This is a genomic window from Mycobacterium rhizamassiliense, assembly GCF_900157375.1.
Classification (GTDB): domain Bacteria; phylum Actinomycetota; class Actinomycetes; order Mycobacteriales; family Mycobacteriaceae; genus Mycobacterium; species Mycobacterium rhizamassiliense.
The window spans coordinates 5,768,126-5,785,311 of the sequence record NZ_LT721901.1 but is presented as its reverse complement, the minus strand read 5'-3'; the positions used below and the strand labels follow the sequence as shown (position 1 = coordinate 5,785,311).

Genomic DNA, 17,186 nt, shown 5'->3' with positions numbered 1-17,186 from the left:
TGCTATCCTCGCTTTCGCCGCATCGCGGCTTGTTGGCGCGCCGCCGCGCGCTGCTGTGCCCGGTCGCGAACCGCATCCTCGGCCTGGACTGCCTGTGTCTGCCCGCCGATGCCGAGTTGGCGCACCAGTTCGGTCGTCACGTCGTGCAGTGATGCGCCCTGCAGCAGCAGCGCCACCGGTGGTTCGGCCCCGAAGTCCGCGCGGGCGGTGTTGCGGATGCGCACCGCCATCAGGGAATCCATCCCGAGTTCGATCAGCGGCACGCCGGCGTCGACCGTCGATTTGTCGGCGTAGCCCATCACGGCGGCGATGCGGGCCCGCAGCCGGTCGGTGATCAGCGCCTGCGCCTCGCCGGGCTCCAGCCCGGCCAGCGCCTCGGGCCCGGGCCAGTCGCCGCCGTCGCCTGCGGCGTCGAGTTCTTCGACCACGCTGGTGAAGTAGCCCAGGCTGCGGATTTCGGGGAAGGCGATCAGCGCCCGGTCGGGCCGTAGCCGCGCGACACCGGTGTGGCCGCGGTCGATGGCCAGCAACGGTTGCAGCGCCGCGGCGCCCTCGGCCGGGGTGATCGGATCCAGCGGGCCGCCGGTCAGCGCGCGCGCGAGACCGACCTCGGCCCACGGGCCCCAGTTGATCACCGTGGCCGGCAATCCCGAGGCGCGCCGCCAATCGACCAGGGCGTCCAGCCATGCGCTCGCGCACGCGTACGACGTCTGTCCCGGGCCGCCCAGCAGCGATGCCGTCGAGGAAAACCCGAGCCACCAGTCCAATTCGCAATGAGCGCTGGCCCGGTGCATCCGCAGGGCCCCGGTGACCTTGGGCGCCCACACCCGGTCCACGCTGTCCTTGGTCATCGAAAACAGCAGGCTGTCGTCGAGCACCGCCGCCGCGTGCAGGATGCCGCGCAGGTTCGACTCGCCTGCTGCCGCCACTAGCGCGTCCGCGATGCCCTCGGTCGCGACATCGCCCGAGACCACCACGATTTCGGTCTTGCGCTCCAGTTCGGAGAGGACGGCGCGCTGCTCCTCGGAGGGTTCGCTGCGGCCGTTGAGGACGATGCGGCCCGCGCCGCTGTCCGCCAGCCAGCGCGCGACCACCAACCCGAGGCCGCCGAGGCCGCCGGTGATGATGTAGGACGCTCCAGCGCGGACCGCCTCGCGGGTGGGCTCGCCGATCGTGGCGCGCGACAGCCGCTCGACGTGGCGCTGCCCGCCACGCCAGGCGACCACGTCGTCGATGACGTCCGAAACCGGTGCCCGCAGTTCGGCATTCAGCGCGGCCACCGGCTCGGCGCTGACGTCGAGGTCGAGGTCGACCAGCGTGGTGCGCAGCTCCGGGTGTTCGTAGGCCAGGACCCGCACCAGACCCTTGAGCGCGCCGATCCCGGGCTGGCCGGGCTCGCCGCCCAGGGTCAGGCCGCCCCTGCTGACCAGCCACAGCCGCGGCGATTCGCCATGCCAGCCGCCGACGACCGCACGGATGACGGTGGACACCGCCCACATCAGGTCCCGCGCCCGCTCGACGCCGCCCTCGGTCACGTCCGGGTTGGCCGCGACGAGGACGACGATGCCGACCGGCGGGTGTTCGGGGTCGCCGGTGGCTTCGTCGAAGGCGGCGAGCATCGCGGACTCGTCGTGCAGGTCGGCGGTGACCACCCGGTGTTCGGGGGAGCGCCACCCCGCGACGAACTGGTCGGCCTCCGGAGGCTGCCCATCGGTGAGCACCAGCCAGCTGCCGGGGGTGTCCGGCCGCCCGCCGGCGACGGGCCGCGGGAGCCAGGCGGTGTCGAACACCTTCTGCTCCAAGGGAAGTGGCACGCTGCGCCGTTCGACGCGCCGCACGTAGATGTCGTTGATCTCGGCGGTGACGACGCCGGCGTCGTCGGTCAGGACGATCCTGCCGAGCTTGCCCGCGCCGCCCTCGTCGAGACCGGACAGCTGGGCGCGGCACCGCGCGCGCCGGCCCGGGTTGCCGTACACCCGCACCGAGTCGAAGGAGACCGGAAGGTAACTGGCCTCGGTGGATCCGGCGAGTTCGTCGTCGGGGAGGGCGGCGGCCAGGCTCTGCAGGGCCGCGTCCAGCATGACCGGGTGCAGCCGGAACTCGGCATGCCGGGGCGACTCGTCGGGCAGCACGATCTCGGTTTCGACGGACCCGCCGGGGAGCCGGTGGATCGCCGTCAGGGCCGCGAACGCGGGACCGTGGTATTGGCCGGCCTGGCGCAGCCCGCTGTAGACGTCGGCCGGGTCGATCGGGGTTCCGCCGCTCTCGGCGAGCAGGGCGGGCCGCTCGGGTGCGGGTTCCGAGGTCCGCGCCTCGGCCCTGGCCGTGGCGTGCCGGGTCCAGTCGTTACCCGTTGAGCGCGAATAGATTTCGATGCGGATCTTGTCGTCGGCGCCGCGGGTCAGCTGGGTGGTCAGCTGGGTGTGGTCGTTCAAAGTCAGCATCTGCTCGACCTCGAGCTGGTTGATCGACAGCGCGTGCATGGGCACGCCTAGCGCCTCGCTGGCCGCGGCCAGGGCGATCTCGGTGAACCCGGCCCCCGGCATGGTGGGCTGGCCGAAAACCTTGTGGTCGGCGAGCCAGGGGGAGACCTCGGTGCCGACGTCGGCCTGCCAGACGTGGTCCCGGCTGGACGGCACTTCGATATGCATACCGAGCAGGGGGTGGCTGGCCACCGAGTCGGAGATGGCGGACCGATCGGCCACCCAGAAATGGGTGTGCTGCCAAGGAGTTACCGGCACGTCGGCCAGCCGGCCGTCGGTGGTGTTCGGCGCGACGCGCCCGACTGCGGCGAGCTGCGCGTGGAAGGTGACGGTGTCGTCGGTGTCGCGCGACAGCGTGCCCAGCGTGCGGGTGTTGCCCTCGCCCAGGATGTCGGTGATGGCGTGGGTGAGCAGCGGGTGGGGGCTGATCTCGATGAAGGTGTGGTGCTCGGCGCCGGCCGCAGTGATGGCTTGGTGGAAGCGCACCGGGTTGCGCAGGTTGGCGGCCCAGTAGTCGGCGTCCAGCACCGGTGCGGGGTCCTCGGTCGCGGTGGTGATCATCGGGATGGTCGCCGCCTTGGGCGCCAAACCGGCTAGCGCCGAACGCAATTCGGGCAGTATCGGGTCGATGATCGGGTGATGCGAGGCCACGTCGACCTCGATGCGGCGGGCCAGCAGGTTGCGGGCGGCCAGCTCCGCGATGACGGCGTCCACCTGGTCGGGCGGGCCCGCGATCACCGATTGGCTCGGCGACGAGTGCACCGCGAGCGTGACCTGGGGGTGGTCGGTGATCAGCGCCTCGACGGCCGGGGCGTCGAGTTCGAGCAGGGCCATCGCGCCCTGGCCGGACAGCTGCGCCATCAGCTTGGAGCGGGTGGCGATCACCCGCAGCCCCTCGGCCGGGGTCAGGGCGCCGGACACCACGGCCGCCGACACCTCGCCCATCGAGTGACCGATGACCGCGTCGGGGGTCACGCCGTAGTGGCGCCACAGCGCGGTCAGCGCCAGCTGGACGGCCACCAACAGCGGCTGGATCTTGTCGATTCCGGTGACCGGGCTACCGTCGGTCAGCGTCTGGCGCAGCGAAAAGCCGGTCTGCGCAACGAATTCGGGCTCCAGTTCGTCGACGGCGGCGGCGAAGGCGGGCTCGTCGGTCATCAGGCGGCGACCCATGCCGGCCCATTGCGCGCCCTGACCGGAGTAGACGAACACGGTGCCGGGTCCGCTGCTGGCCTCGGCTGCGCCCACCACGCCGGGTGCCGGGGCGCCGGTGGCCATGGCCCGCAGTCCCGCGGCGGCGGCGGCGTGGTCGCGCGCGACGACGGTGCCCCGCCAATTGTGCCGGGCGCGGCGGTGATTCAGGGTGTGCGCGGTGTCGGCGAGCGGCACCGCGGCCCCGGGGCCGGCGAGCCAGTCGGCCAGCGCCGCGGCGCTCGCCGCCAGCCGCTGCGGCGTCTTGCCCGACACCACCAGCGTGGATACCACCGGCGTGAGCGGGGGCGTGACCGGTGCGGCCGGCGCCGGTGCCTGCTCGATCACCACGTGCGCGTTGGTGCCGCTGAGGCCGAAGGACGACACCGCGGCCCGGCGGGGTCCGTCCGCGGGCCACGCGGTGCCCTCGGTAGGCACGAACAGCCGGGTCCCCGACGGGTCGATGGCGGGATTCCACCGGGTGAAGTGCAGGTTGGGCGGGACGTAGGCGCGGTCCACCGACAGGACGGCCTTGATGAAGCCGGTGACGCCGGCGGAGGCCTCCAGGTGGCCGATGTTGGTTTTGACCGATCCCAGCGCGCAGCGGCCGTCGCCGCCGCCGTAGGTGGCCGCCAGCGCCTCGAACTCGATTGGGTCGCCCAAAATCGTTCCGGTGCCGTGGGTTTCGATGTAGTTCACGCTGTCCGCCGTGGCATCGGCCATCCGCAGCGCGGTGGTGATGACGTCGCGCTGCGCGGCCGCGTTGGGGGCGGTCATGCCATTGGAGCGGCCGTCCTGGTTGATCGCCGAGCCGCGGACCACGCCCAGCACCCGGTCGCCGTCGGCCATGGCGTCGGCCAGCCGCTTGAGCACCACCACCCCGCAGCCCTCGCCGCGCACGAACCCGTCGGCCAGGGCGTCGAACGTCTTGCACCGGCCCGTCGGCGACAGGGCCGACCACTTGGACAGCGCGATGCTGGTGAACGGCGACAGCGACAGGTGCACGCCGCCGGCCAGTGCCACGTCGCTTTCCCGCAGGCGCAGGTTCTGGCAGGCCAGGTGGATGGCGACCAGCGACGACGAGCATGCGGTGTCCACGGCCACCGCCGGGCCGCGCAGCCCCAGCAGGTACGAGATGCGGCCCACCGCGGCGCTGTGCGGGTTCCCGGTGCTCATGTAGGCGTCGATCTCGGCGTTGCGCTCGAGGTTGAGGATCGTGTAGTCCCACGCGGACACGCCCATGATCGCGGAGGTTCGGCTGCCGTTCAGCGAATCCGGTGCCACGCCTGCGTGTTCGAGCGCCTCCCACGCGACCTCGAGCAGGATGCGCTGCTGCGGGTCCATCGCGACGGCCTCGCGCGGGGTGATGCCGAAGAAATCGGCGTCGAAGCCCGCGACGTCGTCGAGGAAGCCCCCCCACTTCGTCGTCATCCGCCCGGGTGCCTGCGGATCGGGGTCGTAGAACGCGTCGCCGTCCCACCGGTCGGCCGGGACGTCGCCGACGGCGTCGCGACCGTCGACCAGCAGCTGCCAAAAGCTTTCCGGCCCAGTCACATTCCCGGGCAGCCGGCAGCCGATGCCGACCACCGCGATGGGTTCGGCGACCTCGGTGGGGAAGGCCGTACCGGCGCGCACCAGCTCACGCGCGAGGACCTCGCGCGCCTTCGGTGACATCTGTGCCGCGCGTTCGGCAAGACTTGTCATTACTCACTGCCCCCGGTCGCCGTCTCCAGTTCACTCGCCGCAACGAGGTCGGAGAGCAATTCCATTTCCTCATCGGATAGCTCGTCCTCGACGCTCTCCGCTGCCTGCTCGGCCTCAGAAAGATCGGAAAGCGTTGCGTAGCCCAGGCGTTCGCACATGGCACCCGCGAGATCCTGGATCGTCGGGTATGCCCAGACCAGAGCTGCCGGCAACGTCGTGCCCAGGCTCGCCTCCAGCCGGTTGCGCAGCTCGAGGGCCATCAGGGAGTCCAGGCCAAGCGATTCCATGGGCCGGTCGTGGCCGATCGGCTCGGTCGAGCGCAGCACCGCCCGGATCTCGTCGGCGATCGCGGCCGCGAGCCGGCCCGGTCGCTCGGCGGGGTCGGTCGCGTCCAGCTCCGCACGAATAGCGCCGCCGCCGCGCCGCTCCGACTTCGTCGAGTCGTGCAACTTCGCGAACAACGACGAACCGCCCGCGGCGGGAAAGGATTGGAACCACTGCCGCGCGTCGAGGTGGATCACGCCGGTGCGGCCGCGGTCGGCGGACAGCACGCGCTGCATCGCCGCCAGCCCCTCATCGACCGTGATCAGCGAGACGCCCAGGTCGGCGAAGAACTGGGCGCGGCCCACCTCCGCCCATGGGCCCCAGTTGATTCCGACGGCGGGCAGCCCACGCGAGCGCCGGTAGGAGACCAGCCCGTCGACCCAGGAGTTGGCGGCGGCGTAGGTGCCCTGGCCGGGCGTGCCCAGCAGCGAAGACGCCGACGAGAACGTGAGCCACCAGTCGACGTCCAGGTGCGAGGTGGCCCGATGCAGCATCCAGCTGCCGGTGACCTTCGGGGTGAACACGCGCCGCGCGGCCGCATCCGTGATGTTGAGCACGATCTCGTCGTCGAGGACCATCGCGCTGTGCAGCACGCCCGCCACCCGGAAACCGGCGGCTTCGACGGCCTGCACGAGCCGATCCGCCGTGCCGGGTTCGGCGATGTCGCCGGTGACCACCTCGACCCGGCTGCCGGCGGCCTGCATCTCCGCCACCGCCGCCGTCACGTCGGCGCCGGGGGCCGAACGACCGTTCAGCACAACCAATCCCGCGCCCTCGCGCACCAGCCATTGCGCGACGACCAGGCCGAGGCCCCCCATGCCGCCCACGATGAGGTAGCCGCCGTCCGGGCTGACCAGTGGCTGTGGCGGTGCGGCCGCTATCGCGTCGACGCTGCCGCCCTGCGGAATCGAGACCGCGATCTTGCCGGTGTGCCGGCCGGATGCCATCAGCGCGAAGGCGTCGCCCGCGGCGTCGAGGGTGAAGGTGGTGACGGGAAGCACCTGCAGGGTGCCGGCGGCGACGTGTCCGAGGATCTCGGTCAGCATCGTGCGATAACGAGCGGGCTGCAGCTTGAGGTTCAGGTCGAGGTCGACGACGGAGAAGGAGGCGCTCCGGGTCAGCGCCGCCAATCCCAGGGTGGCGTTGGCGTAGACGTCCTTCTTGCCGAGCTCGATGAAGCGGCCACCGGGGGCGAGGATGTCGACCCCGCGCTGGATCGCGTCGTCGGGAAGCGAATTGAGGATGACGTCGACGCCGTAGCCATCGGTGGCCGCGAGGATCTCGTCGGCGAAGTCGACGGTCCGGGAATTGCCGACGTATTCGACGCCGAGCTCGGCGAGCATGTCGCGCTTGGCATCCGAGCCGGCCGTGGTGTAGATGCGGGCGCCGACCATCTTGGCGATCGCCATCGCGGCCACGCCGACACCGCCGGTCGCGGAGTGGATGAGCACCCGTTCGCCGGGCGCCAGGCGTCCGACCTCGCACAGCGAATGCCACGCGGTCAGGTACGCGATGCCGGACGCGGCGGCCTCGGGATCTCCCAGCGTGTCGGGGATCGGCGTGACCAGGTCGGCCAGCGTCGTCAGGTGCGAGCCGAAAGTGCCCGGGCCGATGGCGATGACGCGCTGCCCGACCCGAAGGGAGTCGACGTCGCTGCCGACGGCGGTGACGACGCCGGCGCATTCGCCACCGACGATCGGCGGGGCGCCGTCGAGGGTGGGGTAGATGCCCATCGCCTTGAGCACGTCGCTGAAGTTGAGGCCGGCGGCGGCAATGCGGACCTCGACCTCATCGGCCTTCGGCGGGACCCGCTTCACCGCGTGCAGGCGCAACGCGTCCAGGCGCCCGGGCTCGTCGATCGACAGCCGGACCGCGCCGCCCGCGTCGAGATCCACGACGGTGTGGCGCGTTTCGCCGGCGAGCCCGCCGGCCGACGTGATGGGGGCGGGCAACAGCCGGTTGAGGTATCGCTGCCCGTCGCGCAACGCGATCTCGTCGGCGTCGGAGCCGGCCAGCAATTCTTGGGTCAGCGCGGCCAGCGAGGCGGTGCCGTCGGCCTCGACGTCGACCGTGGTGGCCTTCAGTTCGGGATGCTCGAAGGTCAGCACCCGCGCGATGCCGCGAAGGCCGGTCTGGGTCAACGTGACTCGCTCGTCGGCGCCGACCTGCTGGGCGCCGCGGGTGACGATCCACAGCCGCGGGCTGTTGCGGGCGCCCCTGCGCGTCACCGCCTTCGCGATCTCCGCGATCAACAGCGTGCGCGACAACGCCAGGTCGAGTTGCGCCGCGTCGGTCTGCGATTCGTCGACGGTCTGTGACGGGGAGAGCACGACGATGCCGTCCCACGCGATATCGGTGCGGGCGATCGCCGCGCGCAGCGCCGCCGCGTCGGTCGGCGACACCACCTCGACCGTGCCGACGCCATCGCCCAGCGATGACCGCAGGCCGGGCAGCAGGGGGTCGTCCGCGGCGGCCTCGCCGATCAACAGGACGCCGGCGAGGCTGGCGGCGGGCTTGTCCAGCGGTGCGGGCTCCCACGCGAGGGCGAGCAGCTGGTCGTTGAGTTCGGCTGCGCCCGCGGCGGATCCGAGCACCGCCATCTCGACTTCGTCGATCACCAGCAGCGGCCGGCCCTGCGCGTCGGTCAGCTCGACGTGGCCGCGCAGCCGGTCCGGGCTGTCGGTCTCGGTCAGCGTGCCGACCGAGCACACGCCGTCGGCAACGTCGCCGTACACATGCACGCCCGCGAAACGGATTGGTAGCACCAGGGTTTGGCGGGCGCTCTGGCCGCCGGCCAGGTCGGTCGCGGCCCGGGTGGCGCCGAGCGCCTGCACGGCGATGTCCATCATCACCGGGTGCAGCACGAAGTTGCGGGAGCCGGCCTTGGCCGACGAGGGAAGCTGCACGTCGGCCCGGGCGGCGCCGGACGCGGCGACGTGCAGGCCGGTGATGCCGCGGAACGCCGGCCCGTGTTGCTGCCCGGCGTCGCGCAGCCGCTGGTAGAGGTCGTCGGGGTTGAGTTCGGCCGCACCATCTTTGGTGTCGCCGGGCCGGGCCACCGGGACCTCGGACGAGGTCTCGCGCGCCACCGTCGCCGTGGCGTGCTTGATCCAGCCGGAGTTGGCGCCGTGGGTGCGCATTTCGATCTGGCAGCTGTGCTCGCCGCCGGTGAGCGTCGTGACCAGAACCGTGCCGTCGGTCACCTGCAGCATCTGATGCAGGCTCAGCTCGCGGATCGTCCACGGCTGCCCTTCGGTTCCCGCGAACGCCTCCGTCGCCGCGGCCAGCGCGACGTCGGCGTAGGCGGCGCCGGGCAGCACGCAGAGGTCGTCGATCACGTGATCGCCGAGCCACAGCAGCTCGGGGCTGAGTTCGGCCTCCCAGACGCGGGTGCCGTTGGTCGGGTCGGTGACACCGAAGCCCAGCAGCGGGTGCGTGTTTGGCGCGTGGTGTGACGTCGTGCTGGGAGTGAACCAGTGCGACGTGTGCAGCCAGGGGGTGGTCGGCAGCACGGGGTGTGGGCCGCAGGTGTGCGCGGACTCGGGCGGGCGCGTGGTGTGCGCGGCGTTGAGGTTGGTGCGGAAGGTCAGGGTGTCGTGCGCGTCGCGCTGCAACGTGCCGATGCTGAGAGGACCGTCGTTATCACTCGCGGCCAGCGTCTCGCTGATGGCATGGGTCAGCAGCGGGTGCGGGCTGACCTCGACGAAGGTGTGGTGTGCGGCGCCCGCGGCAGTGATGGCCTGCTGGAAGCGGACCGGGTTGCGCATGTTGGTGGCCCAGTGCTCGGCGTCGAAGACCGGCTTCGCGTCGAGATCGGCGTAGGTGGTGGAGATGATCGGGATGGTCGGCTGCCGCGGCACCAGGTCGGCCAGCTCCGCGCGCATCTGCGGCTGCAGCGCGTCCATCGCCGGATTGTGCGGGGCCACTTCGATATTGACGCGGCCGGCGAGGCGCTCCTGCCCGCGCACCTTCTCGATGAGGGCGTCGATCTGCTCCGGGGGGCCCGAGATGACCGTCTGGCGCGGTGAGGCATAGATCCCGAGGGTGACCTCGGGGTAATCCGCGATCAGCTCCTCGGTGGCGGCGGCGTCGAGTTCGAGCATCGCCATGGTGCCCTGCCCCGACAGCGGCGCCATCAGCCGCGAGCGGATGGCCGTGATCCGCAGCCCCTCGGCGGGAGTCAGCGCGCCGGCCACCACCGCGGCCGCCACCTCGCCCATCGAATGCCCGATGACCAGGTCCGGGGTGATCCCGTGCGAGCGCCACAGCGCGGTCAGCGCCAGCTGCATGCCGATCACGCCCAGCTGGATCTGCTCGATGCCGACCAGTTCCTTGCCGCCCGCGATCACGTCGCGCAGCGAAAACCCAGCCTCCGCAACGAAAACCGGCTCGAGTTCGGTGATGGCCGCGGCGAACGCGGGCTCGTCGGCCAGCAGCTGGCGCCCCATTCCGGCCCACTGCGATCCGCGGCCCGAATAGACGAATACCGTGCCGGGCCCTACGGAGGCCTCGGGGCAGCCCACCACGCCCGCGGCGGGCTCGCCGGCGCCCAGCGCGCGCAGACCCGCGACGGCCTGGGCGCGGTCGACGGCGGCCACGGTGGCGAACTTAGGCTGTCGGGGCCGGTGATGGTTGAGCGTGTGCGCGACATCGGCCAGCGGGACGGCGGCACCGGGGCCGTCCATCCAGTCGGCCAGCACCGACGCCGTCGCGGACACCCGTTGCGCCGACTTGCCCGACACCACCAGGGTCGTCACCGCGGGTTCGGGGTCGCGCTGCGGCGCGGGCTGCGGTTCCGGGGCCTGTTCGACCACCACGTGCGCGTTCGTGCCGCTCACCCCGAACGACGACACCCCGGCGCGGCGCGGCCGTTCGGTCGACGGCCACTCCATGTCCTCGGTGGCGATCTTGAGGCGCGAAACGCCTTCGCTGGCACGGGGAGTGAGCTCGTTGAAGTTCAGGTTCCGCGGGATGCGGCCGTGCCCGACGGCCAGCACGGTTTTCATGAACCCGGCGATCCCGGCGGCGGCCTCCAGGTGGCCGAGGTTGGTCTTCACCGCCCCGAGCACCAGCGGCGCCCGGCCTTCGCGGTCGTCGAAAACCTTGCTCAGCGAGTCGAGTTCGATCGGGTCGCCCAGCGGCGTGCCGGTGCCGTGCGCCTCGATGTAGTCGATGTCGGCCGGCGTCAGCTTGGCCGTCGACAGCGCCTGGCGGAGCAGCGCCTGCTGCGCCGGGCCGTTGGGCACCGTCACCCCGCTGCTGGCGCCGTCCTGGTTGACCGCGGACCCGCGCACCACGGCGAGGATGCGGCTGCCGTCTTGCTGTGCGTCGGAGAGCCGCTTGAGCACCACGACGCCCGCGCCCTCGCTGCGCACATAGCCGTCGGCGCCGGCGTCGAACGTCTTGCACTGGCCGTCCGGCGAGAGCATTCCCCACCGCGAGCACGCGATCGAGGTGCCGGGGCTCAGCAGCAGGTTGGTCCCACCGACCAGCGCGGTGTCGCTCTCGCGCCAGCGCAGGCTCTGGCAGGCCAGATGGATGGCCACCAGCGACGAGGAGCACGCCGTGTCCATCACCACCGCAGGGCCGCGGGCGCCCAGCAGGTACGCGGTGCGCCCGGCGGCGAAGTTCGCCGAGTTCCCGGTCAGCACATAGGCGTCCAGCTCTTCGGGTCGCACCGCGGTGGACAGGTTCAGCATGTAGTCGTAGGCGGTGACCCCGACAAAGACGGAGGTCTGGGTGCCACCCAGGGTGTGCGGCGGAATTCCCGCGTGCTCCAACGCTTCCCAGGCCACCTCGATGAACAGCCGCTGCTGCGGGTCCATCGCGGCCGCCTCGCGCGGCGGTATCGCGAAGAACTCCGCGTCGAATTCCTGGGGCTGCCAGCCCGACAGGAAGCCGCCCTCGCGGTTGCAGATCGTTCCGGGAACCGTGTGGTCCTCGGTGAACAGGGCGTCGGCGTCCCACCGTTCGGGGGGAACCGGCACGATGCCACTTTGCCCGTCGCGCAACAACTCCCAGTATTTCTCCGGGCTGTCCACGCCGCCGGGCAGCCGGCAGCCCATGCCGACGACGGCGATCGGCTCGGTGCTGGCCTTCTCGGCGATCTCCAGCCGCGCGGTGAGATCATCGATTTTGTGCAGCGCCTCGGTGATGATCGCCCGGCGGTCCGGTGTGGGGGCAGTCATCAAGAGCCTCGTAGTCTTTCGGAAAGTTCCGCGAGCAACGCGTCCTCATCGAGCTCGTCGTAGGCGTCGGCGGCCGGTTCGGTCGCACCGGCGTTCGCATCGACGAGCTCGGGGAGCACGGTGGCCAGGTAGTCGGTGAGGCTGTAGACGGTCGGGTAGTCGAAGACCACCGAAACCGGCAGCGCCTCACCGAGATCGTCCGACAACCCGCGGCGCAGCATCGCGCTCATCAGCGAGTCCATTCCGAGCTGGAAGAATCCGGTCGAGGGATCAAGCGACTCGCCCGCCGACAGCCCCATGGCCTTGACGGCCAGCTTGGCGACCTGGTCGAACAGCATGGCATGCCGGCGTTCGGGCTCGCACCCGCGCAGCGCGACGCGGAATTCGCTTTCCGGCAGGGTCGTGTCACCGGGCGCCGACAGCAGGTCGTCGACGATGTGCAGCGCCCCGCGGGCCCGGTAGGCGTCTGCCAGCAACGGCCAATCCGCTTCCACCACAACGGAATGCACTCCGGCGGCGGGGCTCAGCACGTACGACAGCGCGCCGATCGCGACCTCGTCGTCCATGGGCAGCAGCCCGGATCCCACGCTGACCTGGCTGGCCTCGTCGACGTCGGCCAGCGATTTCCACAATCCCCAGTTGACCGTCGTGGCAGGCAATCCCATCACGCGGCGGGCGTACGCCAGCGCGTCCAGGTATCCACTGGTGGCGGCGTAGTGGCCGAGCCAGCGTGATCCCGTCAGCCCGGAGATGGAGGAGAACAGCACGAAGTGCTCCACCGACGGCTTCGTCAGCGTCAGCCGGTGCAGCAGCGCGGCGGCGTCGAGCTTGGGCGCGAACATCGCCCGCACGTCGTCGTCGGTCATCTCCCCGAGTAGGACGGGCTGGCCGGCGAAGGCCGCCAAGTAGATTCCCTGCAGCGGCGGCAGGTCGCTGCCGAACCGGTCGAACAGCGCGCCCAGCGCGGCTTCGTCGGTGGCGTCGGCGGCCACCGTGACGAGGTTCGTGCCCGCCGCGGCAAGGCTTTCGGTCAGCGCGTGCAGGCGCTGGCCGGGATTGCGCGACACCGCGACGATGGTCTTGGCGCCCATGCTCGCGAGCTGGCGGATCAGGTGTGGGCCGATGTTTCCGGTGGCCCCGATGACCAGCTGGCTGGTGTCGGCGTCCAGCGTGACCGGCGATTCGGTCGGCAGGTTTCGCCGCTGCAGCCGGGCCACGTGGCGGGCGCCGCGGCGGTAGACGACCTGGTCTTCACCGTCGGTGTTGTTCGTTTCCTCGAGCACCTGCCTGGCTACTACCGCGGCAGGCACCGACGCGTCGAAATCGATGATGCCGCCCCAGATTTCGGGGTGCTCCAGGGCGATCGTGCGACCGAGGCCCCAGAGCAGCCCGTGCGTGGGGTTGGCGCGATCGCCGTCGAAGACGGGTTGGGCGTTGCGGGTGAGCAGGACCAGCTTCTCCGACGAGTCGCCGGCCGCCAGCACCGCGACGAGCCGGCGCACCTGGTCGAAGAGCCGGTAGGCCAGCGCGACGTCGAACGAATCGCCGTCCACCGCGGGCGCGAACAACACCTGGTCGACATCGCCGAGCGCCTCGGCCAGTTCCACCTGGTCAGCAGCCCAGTCGTCGAGGGACAGCGTGGCCGCCGACAACTGGGTTGCCAGGTCGGGATCGCCGATCACCAACCAGCGATTCGCGGTGTCGATCTTGGCGTCCGGCAATGGCTTGGCCGGCCACGACAGCTGGTACGACCATTCGTCGAGCGGGGTACCCGTGGCGGCGGGCAGCGCGGAACCGTTGGGGTGCAAGGACTCTGACCCCTGGCGCAGCAGCGGCGTGCTGGTGATCCAGTGGCGGGTGTGGTGCCACGGGGTGGTGGGGATCTGGATGTGCGGCTCCGCTGGGTGCGGCGTCTGCGGCGGCGCGCTGCTGACCGTGTTGAGGCTGGCGCGGAACGAGATGGTGTCGTCGGCGTTGCGCTGCAGGGTTCCGACGCTGGTGTATTTGCTTCCGTGCTGGGCGACCTGCATGGTCTCGCTGATGGCCTGGGTCAGCAGGGGATGCGCGCTGACTTCGATGAACGTGTGATGGTCGGCGCCCGCGGCGGTGATCGCCTGCTGGAAGCGCACCGGGTTGCGCATGTTGGTGGCCCAGTGCTCGGCGTCGAAGACCGCGCGGGTGTCGAGGTCGGCGTACGTGGTGGAGATGATCGGAATGCTCGGCACCTGCGGGGCCAGGTCGGCCAGCTCCGCGCGCATCGCCGGCTGCAGCGCGTCCATCGCCGGATTATGCGGGGCCACTTCGATATTGACCCGCCCGGCGAACCGGTTCTGACCGCGCACCCGCGCGATCAGGTCCTCGATCTGCTCGGTGGGTCCGGAGATCACGGTCTGGCGCGGCGAGTTGTAGATGCCCAGCGTCACTTCCGGGTATTCGGAGATCAACGCCTCGGTCGCGGCCACATCCATGCCGAGCATGGCCATCGCGCCCTGCCCCGACAGCGGTGCCATCAGCCGCGAGCGCGTCGCGGTCACCCGCAACCCCTCGGCGGGCGTCAGCGCGCCGGCCACCACGGCGGCGGCCACCTCGCCCATCGAGTGGCCGATCACCACGTCGGGCCGCACTCCGTAGGAGCGCCACAGCTCGGTCAGCGTCAACTGCATGCCGATCAGGCCGAGCTGGATCTGCTCGATGCCGATCAATTCCTTGCCGCCCGCGAGCACATCGTGCAGCGAGAAGCCGGCCTGCTCGACGAAGACGGGCTCCAAATCGGCGACGGCCGCGGCGAATGCGGGCTCGTCGGCCAGCAATTGGCGGCCCATGCCCGCCCATTGCGATCCGCGCCCGGAGTAGACGAACACCGTGCCCGGTCCCGCATCGTCGCTTTCCTGCGGGCCGACCACCCCCGCGGCGTGCTGGCCGGCGGCCAGGGCGCGCAGCCCGGCCAGGGCCTGGGTGCGCCCGCGGGCAACGACCGTGCCGAACCTGGACTGCCGGGCCCGGTGATGGTTGAGCGTGTGCGCCACCTCGGCCAGGGGCACGGCGGCCCCGGTGCCCTCCATCCAGTCGGCCAGCGCCGACGCGGTCGCGGCCACGCGTTGCGGCGTCTTGCCCGCGACGATCAGGGTCGAGATCTCCGGATCCGACGTCGTCTGCGGCGCGGGCGCGACCTCCTGGCCCTGCTCGAGCACCACGTGCGCGTTGGTTCCACCGAAGCCGAACGACGACACCCCGGCGCGGCGCGGGTGCCGCGTCTGCGGCCAATCCGTCTGGGTGTCAACGACTTTCATCCGCATGTCGGTGAACGGGATATGCGGGTTCGGGCTTTCGAAGCGTTGGTTCGGCGGAATCTGGCCGCGCTGCAACGCCAGCACCGTCTTGATGAAGCCCGCGATCCCGGCCGCCGCCTCGGTGTGGCCGATGTTGGTCTTGACCGCACCGAGCAGTAAGGGGGCGTCTTGCGCGCGGCCGCGGCCCAGCACCGTGCCCAGCGCGCGCGCTTCGATGGGGTCGCCCAACAGCGTTCCGGTGCCGTGGGTTTCGACGTAGTCGACCTCGTTCGGCTGCATCCCCGCGTTGGTGTAGGCCGAGCGCAGCACCGCCATCTGGGCCGCCGGGTTGGGGGCCATCAGCCCGTTGGAGCGCCCGTCCTGGTTGACGGCCGAGCCGCAGATCACCGCGAGGACCCGGTCGCCGTCGCGTTGCGCGTCGGTCAGCCGCTTGAGCACCACCACGCCGGCACCCTCGCCGCGCACGAATCCGTCGGCGGCCGCGTCGAACGCCCGGCACTTGCCGGTCGGTGACAGCGCGCCCGCGTGGTCGAAGCCGCGAAATACCGTGGGGGACAACAGCACGTTCACCCCGGCGGCGATGGCCAGCTGCGAATCCTGGGTGCGCAGGCTCTGGCAGGCCAGGTGGATGGCCACCAGCGACGACGAACACGCCGTGTCCACCGCCACCGACGGGCCGCGCAGGTCAAGGAAATACGAGAGCCGGTTGGCGATGATGCTCATCGCGCCGCCGGTGTTGTTCCAGGCGTCGACCTGGCACAGGTCGCCGATACCGATGGCCCCGTATTCGCTCGCGCACGACCCGGCGAACACCCCGGTCTGCGACCGGCGCAGCGAGCTCGGCGGAATGCCTGCGTGCTCCAGGGCTTCCCAGGCGACTTCCAGCAGCAGGCGCTGCTGCGGGTCCATCTTGTCCGCCTCGTTGGAGGAGATCTCGAAGAACTCCGCATCGAAGGCGTCGACGTCGGGCAGGAACGAGCCCCAGCGTGTGGTGCGGGCCAGCGCCGCCGCCACCTCGGGCGAGCCGTCGTCGAACGGCGCCCACCTGCCTTCCGGCACCTCCGAGACCGAGCAGCCGCGGCCGACCAGGAACTGCCACAGGTCCTCTGGCCCGGAAATCCCGCCGGGGAATCGGCAACCCATCCCGATGACGGCGATGGGCTCGTCGAGCGAGTTCTGCGCCGGGCGCTTGCTGGTGGCGTCGGATTCCGGGTCGGGGGCGGGCGCGGTCAGGTAGGCGGCCAGCGCGTTGATCGTCGGGTGCTCCCAGAACTCGACCGGGGAGACCTTCCTGCCCAGCAACTGCGACAGCTCACCGGACAGCACGACTGACTCGCGGGAGCTCACGCCGAGGTCGGACAGCGACAGCTCGGGGTCGACCTCGTCCGGCGTGCGGCCGATGTTGGTCACCAAATAGTCGACCAGCCAGTGGCGAAGATCGGCCTCGCTCCGGATGCTCGACGTCATGCCGCAGCCCGTCCAGCAAACTTCGTCGGGTGGCCGTTGGGGGCGTCGTTCGCCGACGCCGCCGCACCCGGTCGCCGGCCGATCAGCTCCTGCAGCAATCCGAGCGCAGAAGAGGCGCTCACCCGCATCGCGTTACCTTCCCGTTTCGCCGTCGGCGCTATCTACGCGCGCCAGGCCGCCGCCCCGTGGAGCGGCTTTCGCGGGCCCTCAGCGGAGCCCCCCTGGCACACGGCAGCTGCTAGTTGGAAACGTCGGCGCACTAGAGCCGGATGGCCACAATTGCGACGATTGTTACCCCCGACCACCCGTCTCTGATGAGCAACGTATGCAATTTCGAGTCGTCACGTGGTGGTATTTGAAAAATCCACAGGTTTTTGTACGCCCGTACAGTAAGTGCACGTATCGCGCGTGCAAACGGGCTGTGACCAGCGCCGCACTTTGCGCAGGTCATCAGGGTCAAAGTCGGGGCGGCCGGTGGTGCTAGTGGTGCAGAAGGGCCTGCTGATAAGCAGGATGCGGCAACGTGCGGGTACCCACGC

Annotated in this window: 4 protein-coding genes; all 4 read right to left on the bottom strand. The window is 70.9% G+C overall.

The features are described from left to right. Nucleotides 1–2 precede the first annotated feature (2 nt). From MRAB57_RS27355 to MRAB57_RS29465, 4 genes are read right to left on the bottom strand one after another with little or no spacing between them, the layout of a single operon-like run. Nucleotides 3–5,378, bottom strand: a complete 5,376-nt coding sequence (locus MRAB57_RS27355) for a type I polyketide synthase (RefSeq protein WP_077090128.1) — start codon at nt 5,376–5,378, stop codon at nt 3–5. After that, complete coding sequence (locus MRAB57_RS27350) at nt 5,378–11,890, bottom strand: type I polyketide synthase (RefSeq protein WP_077090127.1); 6,513 nt, start codon at nt 11,888–11,890, stop codon at nt 5,378–5,380. Before MRAB57_RS27350 ends, MRAB57_RS27355 begins: the two co-directional genes overlap by 1 nt. Further along, nucleotides 11,890–16,647: a type I polyketide synthase gene (locus tag MRAB57_RS27345; protein WP_077090126.1), complete on the bottom strand. Its 4,758-nt coding sequence runs from the start codon at nt 16,645–16,647 to the stop codon at nt 11,890–11,892. The genes MRAB57_RS27350 and MRAB57_RS27345 overlap by 1 nt, the downstream gene beginning before the upstream one ends. Continuing rightward, complete coding sequence (locus MRAB57_RS29465) at nt 16,644–16,769, bottom strand: hypothetical protein (RefSeq protein ID WP_281254397.1); 126 nt, start codon at nt 16,767–16,769, stop codon at nt 16,644–16,646. The genes MRAB57_RS27345 and MRAB57_RS29465 overlap by 4 nt, the downstream gene beginning before the upstream one ends. Nucleotides 16,770–17,186: the final 417 nt, after the last annotated feature.

Excerpts from the sequence above, each read along its gene's own strand:
- MRAB57_RS27350 (WP_077090127.1), bottom strand. The coding sequence starts at position 11,890 with ATGACTGCCCCCACACCGGACCGCCGGGCGATCATCACCGAGGCGCTG.
- MRAB57_RS27345 (WP_077090126.1), bottom strand. The coding sequence starts at position 16,647 with ATGACGTCGAGCATCCGGAGCGAGGCCGATCTTCGCCACTGGCTGGTC.
- MRAB57_RS27355 (WP_077090128.1), bottom strand. The coding sequence starts at position 5,378 with ATGACAAGTCTTGCCGAACGCGCGGCACAGATGTCACCGAAGGCGCGC.